Genomic DNA, 14746 nt, shown 5'->3' on the forward strand with positions numbered 1-14746 from the left:
GCCATTATCGCCAGTGCCACCGGCTCCGGTAAATCCGTGGCGTCGCCGGCGCCACTCAAGCGCGCTGGCCCAGCGCATCGCCCTGGCCGCGCGGGTCGTGCATCGCCTGGCGCCTGCCGTCGCGGCCGATGGCGATGATGCCGGCCTGGCCGGTGTAGGGGCTGAGGGCCGGGATGCGCTCGACCTGGTGCCCCAGGCGCTCAAGTTCGGCCATCACCGCCTCGCCCACCGGCGCCTCCAGCTTGAGGTTGTCGGTGCTGTCGAAGAAGCTGCGCCCGAGCAGAAAGCGCGGCATGTGCAAGGCCTGATCGATGGGCTGCTGGAAGTCGATCAACTGGCTGGCCAGCACCATCTGCGTCTGTGGCTGGCCATCGCCGCCCTGGGTGCCGAAGAACCAGCGGCGGCCGTCGTCGGCCAGGTAGCAGGACGGGTTGAGGGTGTGCGCGGGGCGCTTGCCCGGCGCCCAGGCGTTGGCATGCTGCGGGTCGGCATTGAAGCCGGCGGCGCGGTTCTGCCAGAGCACGCCGGTGTCGCCCAGCACGCAGCCGGAGCCGAAGTCGTGGAACAGGCTCTGGATCAGGCAGGCACTGCGGCCTTCGGCATCGCAGGCGGCCATCCAGATGGTGTCGGCCGGGCGACCGGGTTCGGCCCAGGGTTGCGCGCGCTGGTCGTCGATGGCGGCGGCGTAGCGCGCGGCCATGGCGTCGTCGAGGCTGGCGGCCCAGGACCAGTCGCGGTGGCGCGGGTCGCACAGTTCGGCGTTGCGGCGCAGCAGGCCCTGTTTGATCGCCTCCACCAGCCAGTGGTAATAGCGCGCGCTGCCGTTGCCGCAGTCGCCCAGCGCTCGGCTGCGCAGCGCCAGCATGGCCTGCAGGGTATACAGGCCCTGGCAGGGCGGGGCGACGTTGTAGAGGGTGCCCTGGCGGTAGCGGATGCTGATCGGCGCGGCCAGTTCGGCGCGGGTGGCGGCCAGGTCCTCGCCGCTCAGGCCGCAGTCATGCGCCTGGAAGGCTTCGCTGAAGGCCTGCGCCAGCTCGCCGCGGTAGAACTCGTCGAGCCCCTTGCGCGCCAGGTGGCGCAGGCTGTCGGCCAGGCGTGGCTGGCGCAACGTGTCGCCGGGGGCCAGCCAGCGGCCTTCGGCGGTCTTGCACAGCGGGTGGAGGTCCGGCAGCTGGTCGATCAGCTCGCGGCGATAGTCCTGCCAGAACAGTTGCGAGTCGGAGACCGGGTGGCCGTGTTCGGCATGATGGATGGCCTGCTCGAACAGATCCGCCCAGCCCAGGCGCGAGCCCCATTGCTGGCGGCTGATATCGGCGGCCAGCTGCCAGCTGGAGATGGCGCCGGCGGTGGTGGCCAGGGCGCTGGGGCCGCGCAGGCCGATGCTGCCGCCTGCCGGCAGACGCTGGCCGGCCTGGCCGATCCCCACAATGGTGCGCACTTCGCGGTCATGGAGCAGCCACAGGGCATCGCCGCCGATGCCGGTCATGTGCGGGTAGACGGCGGCCAGGGTGGCGCTGGCGGCGAGCATGGCGTCGATGGCGCTGCCGCCGGCATCGAGCATGGCCAGGCCGCTGCGGGTGGCGGCGGGGTGGGGGGTGCAGATCACGCCGCGGGTGGATTCGGCCAACATGGGAGGCTCCTGGCTAGCGAACAATGAAATATTGCTAGCAATTTATGCAGGAGCCATGCCGCCTCGTTTCCCGCAGCGCTTGGGCGGCGGCGGCGCTTTGCGGCATGATCGGACCATTCCACTTCGGTGCCCGCGATGAACATCGACACCCGCATCAAATTCCGTCACCTGCTGTGCTTTCTCGAGATCGCCCGTCAGCGCAGCTTCGCCAAGGCCGCCGATGCCCTGGCGGTAAGCCAGCCGGCGATTTCCAAGACGCTCAAGGAGCTGGAGGAGATCCTCGCCGCCAGCCTGTTCGAGCGCGGCAAGCAGGGCGTGACCCTGACCCCGGCCGGGGTGGCCTTCATGCGCTACGCCGGGCCCTGCGTGCAGGCGCTGCGCGACGGGGTCAACAGCCTGCGCGGCGGCGAGCACGAGGCCGGCCAGGTGCGCGTCGGCGTGCTGTCCACCGTCGAGAGCCTGCTGATTCCCGAGGTGGTGCGGCGCCTGCACGAGCGCCATGCGGCGCTGGTGGTCAGCGTCGCCACCGGGCCTGGCGCCTACCTGCTCGGCCAGTTGCGCGTCGGCGAGCTGGACCTGGTGGTCGGCCGCATGACCGACAGCCCGGACATCCAGGGCCTGACCTTCGAGCACCTGTACAGCGAATCCATGAGCCTGGTGGTGCGCCCCGGTCATCCGCTGCTGGCTGCCGGCGCCGCCGCGCTGGGACAGCTTGGCGATTACCCGCTGGTGCTGCCGACGGCGGGTACCACCATCCGCAAGCACGCCGACAGCCTGTTCGTGCAGTGCGGAGTGACGCCGTCGCGGCAACGCCTGGAGACCCTGTCGCCGGCGCTCAGTCGGCGCTACGTGCTGTCCGGCGATGCGCTGTGGGTGGCGCCGCAGGACGCGGTGTGCCTGGACGTGCAGCGTGGCGAGCTGGTCGAGCTGCAGCTGGGCGTGCAGGAACCGGGCGGCTCGGTGGGCATCTGCCGCAACGGCGCGCTGGCTCTGCCGCTGGCCGCCGAGCAGTTCTGCGCGGCGCTGCGCGAGGTGGCCGAGGCCTACCGCGAGGGGCTGTTTTCATAACCATTTGGTTATGCATTGGCGGCGTCTTTTCAATATTCCCCGCGTGCGCTTTGCCGGACACTGTGGCCACTGACTCCACAATAGCCACAACAGGAGCGCACCATGCCTGCCGAGGACAATCGCCGTTTCGTCATCCGTGACCGCAACTGGCACCCCAAAGCCCTGACGCCCGATTACAAGACCTCCATCGCCCGTTCGCCGCGCCAGGCGCTGGTGAGCATCCCGCAGTCGATCTCCGAGACCACCGGGCCGGACTTCTCGCACCTGCAGTTCGGCGAGCACGACAACGACCTGCTGCTCAACTTCAACCACGGTGGCCTGCCCATCGGCGAGCGCATCATCGTTTCCGGTCGGGTGATGGATCAGTACGGCAAGCCGATCCCGCATACCCTGGTGGAAATGTGGCAGGCCAACGCCGGTGGCCGCTACCGGCACAAGAACGACCGCTACCTGGCGCCGCTCGACCCCAACTTCGGCGGTGTCGGCCGTGCCCTGACCGACAGCGAAGGTCGCTATATCTTCCGCACCATCAAGCCCGGCCCCTACCCCTGGCGCAATGGCCCCAACGACTGGCGCCCGGCGCATATCCACTTCTCGCTCAACGGCCCGTCGATTGCCACGCGGCTGATCACCCAGCTGTATTTCGAGGGCGATCCGCTGATCCCGCTGTGCCCGATCGTCAAGGCGATCGCCAACCCGGACGCGGTGCAGACGCTGATTGCCAAGCTCGACATGAGCACGGCCAATCCAATGGATTGCCTGGCGTACCGTTTCGACATTGTCTTGCGCGGCCAGCGCCAAACCCATTTCGAGAACAAGTGAGGAGGATGACCATGCCTGTTGAATTGCTGCCGGAAACCCCTTCACAAACCGCCGGCCCCTACGTGCACATCGGCCTGGCCCTGGCCGCGGCTGGCAACCCGACCCGCGAGCAGGAGATCTGGAACCAGATGGCAGGGCCCGATGCGCCGGGCCAGCACATCGTGCTGGTTGGCCACGTCTACGACGGCAACGGCCATCTGGTGCGCGACGCCTTCCTCGAGCTGTGGCAGGCCGACCACCAGGGCCGGTACGACGAGGCTTACGACCAGAACAAGGCGTTCAACGGTTTCGGCCGCACCGCCACCACCTTCGATGCCGGCAGCGAGTGGACCGCCTACACGGTCAAGCCCGGCGTGGTGCGCAACGCCGCCGGCGTGGCGATGGCGCCGCACGTCAACGTCGTGCTGTTCGCCCGCGGCATCAATATCCACCTCAACACCCGGCTGTACTTCGAAGACGAGGCCGAGGCCAACGCCAAGGACCCGGTGCTCAATCTGATCGAGCAGCCGCAGCGCCGCGAGACGCTGATCGCCAAGCGCTGCGAGGTGGACGGCAAGCCGGCCTATCGCTTCGACATCCGCATCCAGGGCGAAGGCGAGACCGTGTTCTTTGACTTCTGAGCTGGCCGCGCAGGCCGTTCGCCTGATCGAGGCGCGCGGCCTGCAACTGGATGAGGCCCAGACGCGCATGCTGGCGCGCCTGGGCGACTGGCTGCAGGCGCGCCTGCGGCCGTTTGTCTGGCTGCGCCGGCCCGCCGCCGGTGCCTACCTCTGGGGCGGTGTCGGGCGCGGCAAGAGCCTGCTGCTCGATGCCCTGTTCCAGGCCGCGCCGGTCGCAGCCAAGCGGCGCCTGCACGTGCACGCGTTGCTGCAGGAGGTGCAGCGACGTGCGCTGACCCACGGCGGGCAGGCCGATCCGCTGCGGCGGGTGGCCGCGGCGCTGGCGAGCGAGACGCAGCTGTTCTACCTCGACGAGTTCCACGTGCACGACATCGGCGATGCGATCCTCCTCGGGCGCCTGCTGCAGCACCTGCTGAGCCTGGACTGCATCCTGCTGCTGAGTTCCAACTACGCGCCCGCCGGACTCTGCCCCAATCCGCTCTACCACAGCAGTTTCCAGCCCTTCGCCGAGCTGCTGCAGCGCCATTGCCTGGTGCTGCGCCTGGACGACGGCCCCGATTACCGCCCGCTGAGCACGCGGCATTGGGGGCGTTACCTGCAGGGCTCGGGCGCTCTGTTCGGCGCCTGCCTGGGCTGGCGCGCGGCGGCGCAGCAGGTGGCGCTGGGGCGGCGTAGCCTGACGGCCTGGGCGGCGGACGAGCGCGGCCTGTGGCTGGACTTCGCCGCGCTGTGCCGCCAGCCGCTGGCCAGCGCCGACTACCTGGAGCTGTGCCGGCGTTTCGCCCGTATCGCCGTCGGCGAATTGCCGCCGCTCGGGCGCTGCTCGGCGGACGAGCAGCAGCGCCTGGTCAACTTCGTCGATATCGCCTACGACGCCGGCATCGAGCTCTGGCTGCAGGGCGAGGCCAGCCTGGCGGCGCTGTGCGCCGGCGTCGGCCACCTCGACTTCGCCCGCACCCGCTCGCGCCTGGCGCAGCTGCGCGTGGAAAGCCCGGAGCGCCTGGCATGCTGACGGTGCTGGGGATCACCGCGCCGATCTTCATCCTTATCGGCCTGGGGTTTCTCTCGGTGCGCGGCGGCCTGCTCAGCCGTGAGCAGATGCGCGGCCTCGGCGTCTTGGTGATCAACTTCGCCCTGCCGGCGCTGCTGCTCAAGGCGCTGACCGAGCGGCGCCTCGACGAGGTGCTCAACTGGCCTTATCTGACCGCCTACGCGCTGGCCTCGCTGAGCCTGTTCGCCGCCGGTTTCGCCGTGGCGCGCTGGTGGCGCGGGCAGGGCCAGTCGGCCAGCGCCATCCTGGCCATGGGCATGTCGGTGTCCAACAGCGGTTTTATCGGCTACCCCATCGCCGTCATGGTGCTTGGCCAGACCGCGGCGGTAGCCATGGCCCTCGGCATGCTGGTGGAGAATCTGCTGCTGATCCCGCTGGCCCTGGCCCTGGCCGAAGCCGGCGCGCAGCGCGGCAACGGCGGCTGGGCGCTGCTGCGCGAAACCGGCCTGCGCCTGGCGCGCAACCCGCTGATCCTGGCCATCGGCCTCGGCCTGCTGCTGTCGTTGCTGCAGATCCGCCTGCCGGCCGTGCCGCTCAAGGTGGTGGACATGCTCGCCAGCGCCTCGGCGCCGGTGGCGCTGTTCGTCATCGGCGGCAGCCTGTACGGCCTGAAGACCCGCGGCATGGCGGCGGACGTGACCCAGGCCGCGCTGGGCAAGCTGATCCTGCATCCGCTGGCGCTGCTGGTGGCCTTCCTCCTGCTGCCGGGGGTGGAGCCGCAGCTGATGGTGGCCGGGCTGCTGTTCGCCAGCGCCCCGATGATGAGCATCTACCCCATCCTCGGCCAGCGCTTCGGCCTCGAGGAGCGCTGCGCCGCGGCCCTGGTGGCGGCCACGGTGCTGGCTTTCTTTAGCATCAGCGGCCTGCTGGCGCTGCTGACGCTGGTAGGTTGGCGCTGAGCGCAGCGAAGCCCGACGGGGCGCGCAGGGTGCGCCGCCCGCTGCGCGGCTGTCGGCTAACCGCCGGGCGGCGATCAAGCTTGGCGCGGCGTTGCCGATACGCCGGTCAGCGGTCATGGATTTACAAATTGTGAACAATTCTGTATCCAGTCGCTCGTCCTGATTCCAACAATAAGCGGGAGACTCCCCATGCGCCTCTGGCAACGCAGCATTCAGTGGCAGTTGATCCTCAGCATGGGCGCCGCCCTGCTGGCCAGCATCCTCATCGTGGTCGGCATCTACTCGGCGGTGGTCGATCGCCTGACCGAACGCTACCTGGTGGAGGAGGCCTTGCCGGCGCGCGTGCTGGCGATCCGCAACGACCTCGAGCGGGTGCTCACCGCGCCGATCACCGCCAACGCCTCGATCGCCGAGAACAGCCTGGTGCAGGACTGGCTGGCGGCCGGCGAGGACGAGGCGCGGCGCGACGAGTTCGCCCGCTACCTGGAGGGCGTGCGCGCCCAGCAGAACGCCATGACCACCTCCATCGTCGGCCTGGCCAGCGGCAACTACACCACCGGCGAGGGGCTGATGCGCACCCTCGACCGCAGCCAGGCGGAGAACCAGTGGTTCTATCGCCTGGTCGACGGCGATCGCGACCGGGTGCTGGAAATCGACATCGACAAGGGCACGCGCCAGCCGACCCTGTTCATCAATCAGCGCATCAAGCAGGGCGGCAAGACCCTCGGCGTTTCCGGCCTGGGCTACGACCTGGCGGACATGTCGAAGATGATCAGCGAGTTCCGCTTCGGCGAGCGCGGCCAGGTGTTCCTGGTCGACGGCCGGGGCGGGGTCAAGGTGCATCCGCGCTCCGAGCTCAGCGGCAGCGGCCAGCTGGAGCAGCTGTTCGGCGCCGAGGCGGCGCGCCAGGTGCTGCTCGGCGACGGCCGCGCGGTGCGTTTCGAGCGCGACGGCGAGGCCTTCCTGGCGGTGGCGCAGAAGTTCGCCAGCCTCGACTGGTTGCTGGTCAGCGAGGTGCCGGAGGCGGAAATCTACGCCGAGGCGCGCCAGGCGCTGCTGCTGACCAGCCTGATCGGCGTCGCCGTGGCGCTGCTGTTCCTCGGTCTGGTGGTGCTGCTGGCGCGCGGCCTGGTGCGGCCGATCCGCCAGGTGACCCAGGCACTGGTCGAAATCGGTGGCGGCGGCGGCGACCTGACCCGGCGTCTCGACGAGTCGCGTGGCGACGAGCTGGGCGACCTGGCGCGTGGCTTCAACCGCTTCCTGGCCAGCCAGCGGGAGCTGATCGGCGAGGTGCTGGCCACCAGCGAGCGCCTGCGCGGCGCTGTCGGCCAGGTCGCCCAGGTGGTGGAGAACACCGCCGGGCGTGCCGGCCAGCAGCAGGAAATGACCGACATGGTGGCCACCGCGGTGCACGAGATGGGCCTGACCGTGCAGGAGATCGCGCGCAACGCCAGCAGCGCCGCGCAGTCCTCGCACAGCGCCCGCGACGAGGCGCAGCAGGCGCGCCAGGTGGTGCGCCAGTCCATCGGCCATATCGAGCAGATGTCCGCCGATATCGGCACCGCCGCCGGCGCGGTGGCCGAGCTGGCCGAGCAGGTGGCGTCCATCGACCAGGTGCTGGCGGTGATCCGCGGCATCTCCGAGCAGACCAACCTGCTGGCGCTGAACGCCGCCATCGAGGCGGCGCGCGCCGGCGAGATGGGCCGCGGCTTCGCCGTGGTGGCCGACGAGGTGCGCACCCTGGCCAGCCGCACCCAGGCCTCCACCGACGAGATCCAGCAGATGATCCAGCGCCTCAAGCACGGCGCCGAGGCCGCGGTCAGCTCGATGCACGCCGGCCAGGCAGCCACCGGCACCGGGGTCGAGGCCAGCCAGCGCACCGGTCAGTCGCTCGGCGCCATCACCGCGCAGGTGGAGGCGATCAGCGACATGAACACCCAGGTGGCGGCGGCCACCGAGGAGCAGAGTTCGGTGACCGAGGAGATCAACCGCAACGTGCAGGGCATCGCCGACCTGGCCCACGCCACCGCCGGCGAGGTGCGCGCCTGCCGCGAGGACTGCCAGACCCTCAGCCGCCTGGCCGACGACCTGGCCGGGCAGATGGGCAAGTTCCGCCTGTAGCGGCCTCTCTAGTAGCTGTAGCGCAGCACGGCGGCGGACAGGTGCCAGGTGGCCATGCCGCCGAGCAGCGCCAGGCAGGCCGGCAGCAGCAGCCACCAGAGCCGCGCCGGTAGCGCCGTCAGCGTCTGCCGGCGCTGGCTGGCGGCCAGGCTCAGGCCGCACACGGCGCAGGCCAGCAGGGCGCCGGCGATGATGTCGCTGGGCCAGTGCACGCCGAGGTAGACCCGCGACAGGGCGATGGCCAGCGCCGGCAGGCTGGCCAGCAGCAGCCAGGCCAGGCGCAGCCGCGCGCCCTGGCCGCGGCCGGCCAGCACGCCGAGCACCAGGAAGAAGGCGAAGGCCGCCGAGCTGTGCCCGCTGGGGAAACTGAAGCTGGTCAGCGGTTCGCTGAGGATGTCCGGCCGGGCGCGGGCGAAGCCGTTCTTCAGTGCGCCGTTGGCCAGCGCGGTGCACAGCAGGGTGGCGCCGGCGAACAGTGCCGGCCGCCACTGCCGGGCGAGCAGCAGCAGGCCGCACAGCAGGATGGCGGCGGCCAGCTGGGTGCGCAGGTCGCCGAGCCGGGTGAGCAGCACCATGGTCGCGTCCAGATGGGCCTGGCGCTGCTCCTGCACCAGGGTCATCAAGCCCTGGTCGAGGGCGTCCAGGTGCGGCCAGCCGAGCATCAGGGCCAGCAGCAGGAGCAGGCTCAGGCCGCCGCCGAGCAGGCAGGCGGAGCGCTTCTCGGCCAGGCTGGCCTGCACCGTCAGCAGCAGGATCAGGCCGATGCCGGCCAGCAGAATCGCCGCCTCGCTCCAGAAGCCCTCGGCCATCGGCAGGCGCAGCGCAGCGCCGGTGGCCCAGCCGGGCAGCAGGTAGGCCACCGCCCAGCCGGCGGCGGCCAGCAGGCTGATGGCGATAAAACGCGGCAGCGGCATGCCGAGCATGCCGGCGGCCAGCGGCAGCATCGGGCGCAACGGGCCGATAAAGCGCCCCACCAGCAGGCTGGCCATGCCGTAGCGCTGGAAATACAGCTCGGCGCGCAGCACCCACTCCGGGTGGCGGCGCAGCAGCGGCAGGCGCGGGATGTCCTCTTTGAAGCGGCGGCCGAGGCTGTACGACAGCAGGTCGCCGCACAGGCCGCCGGCATAGGCCAGCAGCAGGGTCTGCCACAGCGTCAGCACGCCGCTGCCGGCCAGCAGGGCGACGCTGAACAGCAGCAGCACGCCGGGCAGGAGGATGCCGACCAGGGCCAGGCACTCGAACAGGGCGATGAGGAAGATGGCCAGTCCCAGCCACTCGGGGTTGCCGCCCAGCCAGTCGGTGAGGTGTTCCAGCCAGGCGCTCATGGCGCGTCTCCTGCGTTCGGCAGCAGGCGGTAATCCTGGCCTTCGACCTGGCCGCGGCGCAGCGGGTTGCGCGTGCAGTGGCGGGCGAAGGCGGCATCGACGAAGCGGTAGGGCAGGTGTTCGTCGCGGCCCTGGGGGATGCCCAGGCGCGCGCACTGCACGATGCGCTGCGGCCGCTCGCCGACATCCTCGACGAACAGGCGCTGCGGGTCGAAGCGGCGCGCGTCCCAGTCCGCCACCTTGAGGCCCAGTGCCTTGCACAGCAGGGTCTGGCCGGCGCACAGACGCTGCGGCGGGCGCGGCGAGCCGTCGCTGGCCGGGTTGTTGCGCTGCATCGCCGCCAGCGCCGGTTCTCCGCTGATGGCGTCCAGCCAGGGCTGCGCGGATTTGATCAGCACCGCGTTGCCCGGCCCATGGGCGCTGAAGTTCAACGAGTCGCCGCCGCGCGCGTAATACATGTAGATGTGCCCACCATCTGCGAACAGCGCCTTGCGTTTCTCGGTGTAGCCGAGCGAGGCGTGGCTGCCCTTGTCGACCAGGTAATAGGCCTCGGTCTCGATGATCCGTGCGCTGAGCCAGAGCGCGCCGACGCGGTGTCGGATCACCTTGCCGAGCAGCTCGCGCGCCACCAGCTGGGCATCGCGGTCGAAGAAGGCGTCGGCCAGCGGGCGGGCCTGCGGCCAGGGCAAACTAAGGGTGGGTTCGGTGGGCATGGGCTGTCGTAGGGGCTCGCGGCGGCTTAGGCTGGGCCGCGAGCATAACAATAAGAGCCTTAAAAATGCCTGAACGCAGCCGTGCCAGCAGCGCCCATATCAGCCCGTCCGCGCACTACACCGGTTACGTCTGGTACCGCCACCGCCTGGCCGAGCCGGCCTTCGTCACCGCCTTCGGCCGTTTCGTGCACAAGCTGCTGTGGCCCGTCACCTGGGGCGCGCGGGTCGGCTTCGGCCTGGATATCGAGGCCTTCCTGCTGCAGCGCCACCTGCAGATCGATGCGCAGCTCACCGCCGCCATCGAGCAGGGCGGTGTGCGCCAGGTGGTGGAAATCGCCTGCGGCCTGTCGCCGCGCGGCCGGCGCTTCTGCGCGCGTTATCCGCAGCTGCGTTATGTCGAGGCGGATCTGCCGGCCATGGCCGCGCGCAAGCGCCTGCTGCTGCACGGCGAGGGCTGGCTGGGTGGCGAGCACCAGGTGCGCGCGGTGGATATCCTCGCCGAGCAGGGCCGTCACAGCCTGGCCGCGCTGTTCGCCGAGCTGGATCGCCGCCAGCCGGTGCTGGTGATCACCGAAGGGCTGGTCAACTACTTCCCGCTGGCGCTGATCGAAGGCTTCTGGAGCCGCCTGGCCACTGAGCTGCGCGGTTTCGCCGGCGCCACCTACCTGACCGAGCTGTACCCGGACCTGCGCGAGCATCCGCGCTATCGCCAGCTGCGCTGGGGCGTCGAGCTGATCGGCCGGCTGACCCGCGGCAGCTACCCGCTGCACTACCGCGATCACGGCGAGATAGTGGCGGGCTTCCAGCGTTGCGGTTTCGCCACGGTGCAGGTCTTCGACCCCAGCGCCGATACGCTCAGCCTCGGCCTGCCGCCGGCGCGGGTGCCCGGGCTGGTGCGGGTGATTCAGGCGCAGGTGTAGGGCGGCCCGAGGGGCTTACCTAGCCCGGGTTGCATCCGGGCTAGGCGCAGGCGGCTGCCGGCAGCGGAGCGGGGTGGATCAGCGCGGCCAGCGCCTGGCTGGCCGCGGCGTCGGTGTGCGGGAAGACGAAGGCCAGGCCCCGGGCGTCGCGGCGCAGCGGTAACAGCGGCTGCGCCGGCAGTTCGCCGGCCAGCAGCTGCCAGCCGCGGCCGGGCAGCTCGGTCGGCAGGTCGGCCTGCAGCAGGCCGCCGAAGAAGCCCAGCTCGCTCAGCTCCACCGGCCAACGCAGGCCGTCGGCATGGCGCAGCACGGCCTGGCGCTGGCGCGGCGCCAGGCGCGGTTCGCAGCGCTTGTCCAGGCTCAGCAGCCGCTCGCGCGGCAACCGCGTGCTGCCCGGGCTGCGGGCCGGCAGCGGGCGCTCGCCGAGGAAGGGGCGATAGAGCGCGGCGCAGGCCTCGCGCCGTTCGAACTGGGCGAGGTGGTCGGCCTGGTGCACCAGGGCGCATTCGCCCTGGGCGCAGGCCGCGGCGAAGTGGGCGTGCTCCCAGGGTTGGGTGAAATGGTCGTGTTCGCCGGCCAGCACCAGGGTCGGGCACTGCGGGTGGCGGGCAAAGCCCTGGAAGGCCAGCAGGCGCCGGCTGTTCTGCCGGTAGCGCTCGACTTCGGCCGGGCTCAGGCGCTGGATCTGCCGCAGCAGGGCCTTGCGAAATACCGGCGCGATACCGGTGTCGTCCAGGTGCAGCGGGTTGAGCAGGCCGGTCAGCGCGCCCTGGGCGAATTCGCCGGCGCGGCCCTCGTCGAGCAGGGCCAGGCCCTCTTCCAGCAGCAGCCGTGCGCCGGGCCGGCCGAAGGCGGTGATGCCGGCCAGCAGCAGGCGCGCGCAGCGCTGCGGATGGCGCGCGGCGAACAGTGCGGCCAGCGCCGAGCCGTAGGACAGGCCGATGGGCATCAGCGGCGGCAGCTGCAGCTGTTCGGCGAAGGCGGCGATCAGGTCGGCCAGCAGCTCCAGGCCCAGTTCCGGCGCCAGCTGCAGGTTGCCGCCCTGGCTGGGCAGGTCGAGCAGGATCACCGGGTGGGCGGCGAGCAGCTCGTCGACCTCGGCGGCGAAGGAGCGAAAGCTCTGGAAGGCGCCGCCGAGCAGCAGCACCGGCGCGCGGGCGTCCTGCTCGCGGCTCGAATAGGCCTGGTAGTGCAGGCGCCAGTCGCCGATGGCCAGGATTGCCGGCGGGCTGGCGAGCAGGGCGGCGCTGTAGTCGGTGCGGTAACGCATGGTATGCACTCCGGCGATTTTTCTTGTTCTCAAGCGGGCGGCAGACTGCGCCGGCGCGATCTTGTCGGACAAAACCTGAGCTTGAAGGTAAACATTGCGCCGGTTTTTGTTTACCCAACCTTCGGGCGGCCTGTGCCGGCGGGTGTCACCGTCGCACCGCCAGGCCCGCTGCCAGGGGCCTGGCGGCGTTACCGAGGGGGCTGGGCGAACGGCTTGTCTACCGCTTACCGGACGCCGCTGGGCGCGGCCTCGCGAGCCCGCTATAATCAGCCCCTTTTTTCAACTGTCAGACCTCCGCCGCCATGACCGAGTCCGTGCACGCTTACATGACCCGCCTGGGCCAGGCCGCCCGCCAGGCTTCGCGGGTGCTCGCCCGGGCCAGCACCGCGCAGAAGAACCGCGCCCTGCAGGCCGCCGCCGCCGCCCTCGATGCCGCCCGCGCCGAGCTTTCCGCCGCCAACGAACTGGACCTGGTCGCCGGCCGCGCCAGTGGCCTGGAGCCGGCCATGCTCGACCGCCTGGCGCTGACGCCGGCGGTGATCGACGGCATGATCGAAGGCCTGCGCCAGGTGGCGACCTTGCCCGACCCGATCGGCGAGATCCGTGACATGCGCTACCTGCCGTCCGGCATCCAGGTCGGCAAGATGCGCGTGCCGCTGGGGGTGATCGGCATCATCTACGAGTCGCGGCCCAATGTGACCATCGACGCCGCCAGCCTGTGCCTGAAGTCCGGCAATGCCACCATCCTGCGTGGCGGCTCGGAGGCGATCCACTCCAACCGCGCCATCGCCGCCTGCATCCAGCAGGGCCTGGCCGAGTCCGGTCTGCCGGCCGCCTGCGTGCAGGTGGTGGAAACCACCGACCGCGCCGCGGTGGGCGAACTGATCGCCATGCCGGAATTCGTCGACGTGATCGTGCCGCGCGGCGGCAAGGGCCTGATCGAGCGCATCAGTCGTGATGCCAAGGTGCCGGTGATCAAGCATCTGGACGGCGTCTGCCACGTCTATGTCGATGTGGCTGCCGATCTCGACAAGGCCATTCGCGTCTGCGACAACGCCAAGACCCAGCGCTATTCGCCGTGCAACGCCATGGAAACCCTGCTGGTGCACAAGGATATCGCCGCCCGCGTGCTGCCGCCGCTGGCCGCCATCTACCGCGACAAGGGCGTCGAGCTGCGTGGCGACGCAGCCACCCGCGAGCTGCTCGGCAGCGACGTGCTGGTGGCCAGCGAGGACGACTGGTTCGCCGAGTACAACGCGCCGATCCTGGCGATTCGCGTCGTCGATTCGCTGGAGGCGGCCATCGAGCACATCAACCACTATGGCTCGCAGCATACCGACGCCATCATCACCGAGAACTTCAGCGATGCGCGGCGTTTTCTCACCGAGGTGGACTCCGCCTCGGTGATGGTCAACGCTTCGACACGTTTCGCCGATGGTTTCGAGTACGGCCTGGGCGCGGAGATCGGCATCTCCACCGACAAGCTGCACGCCCGCGGTCCGGTCGGCCTGGAGGGCCTGACCAGCGAGAAGTACGTGGTCTTCGGCGACGGACATATTCGCACCTGATGGCCAAGCCTGACGACGCCCGGGGCAGCGCCGCCCGACGCATCGGCCTGCTCGGCGGCACCTTCAATCCGGTGCATATCGGCCACCTGCGCGCGGCGCTGGAGGTGACCGAGTTCATGGGCCTGGACGAGTTGCGCCTGGTGCCCAGCGCGCGCCCGCCGCATCGCCAGGCGCCGCAGGTGAGCGCCGAGCAGCGTCTGGCCATGGTCGAGCTGGCGGTGGCCGGCGAGCCGCGGCTCAAGGTCGACGACCGCGAGCTGAAGCGCGACAAGCCGTCGTACACGGTGGACACCCTGGAGTCGCTGCGTGGCGAGCTGGCCGCGCACGACCAGCTGTTTCTCCTGCTCGGCTGGGACGCCTTCTGCGGCCTGCCGAGCTGGCACCGTTGGCAGGAGTTGCTCGACCACTGCCACCTGCTGGTGCTGCAGCGGCCGGATGCCGACAGCGAGGCGCCGGAGGCGCTGCGCGACCTGCTGGCGGCGCGCAGCGTCAGCGACCCGCTGAGCCTGCAGGGGCCGGGCGGGCAGATCAGTTTCATCTGGCAGACCCCGCTGGCGGTGTCGGCCACGCAGATTCGCCAGTTGCTGGCGGCCGGCAAATCGGCGCGTTTTCTGCTGCCGGATGCGGTACTGGCCTATATCCAGGCGCAGGGTTTGTATTCTGCGCCGCATGCTTGAAGCGTCGCGCATGTGCGCAGGCGTCCCATTACACGAGGCAAACGAGTCATTTATGAAGAAGC

General features: G+C 70.3%; 13 protein-coding genes and 1 pseudogene. 10 read left to right on the forward strand and 4 right to left on the reverse strand.

Annotation, left to right across the window (positions count from 1 at the left end; all coding sequences use genetic code 11):
- Positions 1-55: 55 nt before the first annotated feature.
- Positions 56-1630: a gamma-glutamyltransferase family protein gene (locus EA796_RS13225; protein WP_122108934.1), complete on the reverse strand. Its 1575-nt coding sequence runs from the start codon at positions 1628-1630 to the stop codon at positions 56-58.
- Between the two features lie 135 nt (positions 1631-1765).
- Between EA796_RS13225 and pcaQ the strand changes: the two genes are divergently transcribed.
- From pcaQ to EA796_RS23730, 7 genes and pseudogenes are all read left to right on the forward strand, one after another.
- Complete coding sequence (gene pcaQ, locus EA796_RS13230; RefSeq protein WP_122108935.1) at positions 1766-2698, forward strand: pca operon transcription factor PcaQ; 933 nt, start codon at positions 1766-1768, stop codon at positions 2696-2698.
- 102 nt (positions 2699-2800) lie between these two features.
- The gene (gene pcaH, locus EA796_RS13235; protein ID WP_021444754.1) at positions 2801-3520 is read left to right on the forward strand and encodes a protocatechuate 3,4-dioxygenase subunit beta; all 720 of its coding nucleotides are present in this window, start codon (positions 2801-2803) and stop codon (positions 3518-3520) included.
- An 11-nt stretch (positions 3521-3531) separates the two neighbouring features.
- Complete coding sequence (gene pcaG, locus EA796_RS13240) at positions 3532-4140, forward strand: protocatechuate 3,4-dioxygenase subunit alpha (protein WP_122108936.1); 609 nt, start codon at positions 3532-3534, stop codon at positions 4138-4140.
- Complete coding sequence (gene zapE, locus EA796_RS13245) at positions 4130-5152, forward strand: cell division protein ZapE (protein ID WP_256679213.1); 1023 nt, start codon at positions 4130-4132, stop codon at positions 5150-5152. Before pcaG ends, zapE begins: the two co-directional genes overlap by 11 nt.
- The gene (locus EA796_RS13250) at positions 5146-6090 is read left to right on the forward strand and encodes an AEC family transporter (RefSeq protein ID WP_122108937.1); all 945 of its coding nucleotides are present in this window, start codon (positions 5146-5148) and stop codon (positions 6088-6090) included. Before zapE ends, EA796_RS13250 begins: the two co-directional genes overlap by 7 nt.
- A 234-nt stretch (positions 6091-6324) precedes the next feature.
- A pseudogene (locus tag EA796_RS23725) lies at positions 6325-7347 on the forward strand (cache domain-containing protein); the annotation flags it as partial.
- Between the two features lie 135 nt (positions 7348-7482).
- Complete coding sequence (locus tag EA796_RS23730; protein ID WP_371921471.1) at positions 7483-8211, forward strand: methyl-accepting chemotaxis protein; 729 nt, start codon at positions 7483-7485, stop codon at positions 8209-8211.
- Positions 8212-8219: 8 nt separating this feature from the next.
- Here EA796_RS23730 and EA796_RS13260 read toward each other — a convergent pair whose 3' ends face one another.
- Both EA796_RS13260 and EA796_RS13265 read right to left on the reverse strand, forming a co-directional pair.
- On the reverse strand, positions 8220-9536 hold the full coding sequence (locus EA796_RS13260) for a bifunctional DedA family/phosphatase PAP2 family protein (protein ID WP_122108939.1): 1317 nt from the start codon (positions 9534-9536) through the stop codon (positions 8220-8222).
- On the reverse strand, positions 9533-10249 hold the full coding sequence (locus EA796_RS13265) for a DNA-3-methyladenine glycosylase (RefSeq protein ID WP_031303449.1): 717 nt from the start codon (positions 10247-10249) through the stop codon (positions 9533-9535). The genes EA796_RS13260 and EA796_RS13265 overlap by 4 nt, the downstream gene beginning before the upstream one ends.
- A gap of 65 nt (positions 10250-10314) precedes the next feature.
- On the opposite strand from EA796_RS13265, the gene EA796_RS13270 reads away from it, so the two are divergent.
- Entirely contained in the window at positions 10315-11169 is an 855-nt protein-coding gene (locus tag EA796_RS13270; protein ID WP_122108940.1) for a class I SAM-dependent methyltransferase, read from the forward strand.
- A 40-nt stretch (positions 11170-11209) separates the two neighbouring features.
- Here the strand turns inward: EA796_RS13270 and EA796_RS13275 are convergent, their stop codons facing one another.
- Entirely contained in the window at positions 11210-12439 is a 1230-nt protein-coding gene (locus EA796_RS13275; RefSeq protein ID WP_122108941.1) for an alpha/beta fold hydrolase, read from the reverse strand.
- Between the two features lie 302 nt (positions 12440-12741).
- Here EA796_RS13275 and EA796_RS13280 point away from each other — a divergent pair, with 302 nt between their 5' ends.
- Complete coding sequence (locus EA796_RS13280) at positions 12742-14007, forward strand: glutamate-5-semialdehyde dehydrogenase (RefSeq protein WP_122108942.1); 1266 nt, start codon at positions 12742-12744, stop codon at positions 14005-14007.
- The gene (gene nadD / locus EA796_RS13285; protein ID WP_122108943.1) at positions 14007-14684 is read left to right on the forward strand and encodes a nicotinate-nucleotide adenylyltransferase; all 678 of its coding nucleotides are present in this window, start codon (positions 14007-14009) and stop codon (positions 14682-14684) included. The genes EA796_RS13280 and nadD overlap by 1 nt, the downstream gene beginning before the upstream one ends.
- Positions 14685-14746: the final 62 nt, after the last annotated feature.

It is taken from the genome of Pseudomonas sp. AOB-7 (genome assembly GCF_003696305.1).
Classification (GTDB): Bacteria; Pseudomonadota; Gammaproteobacteria; order Pseudomonadales; family Pseudomonadaceae; genus Aquipseudomonas.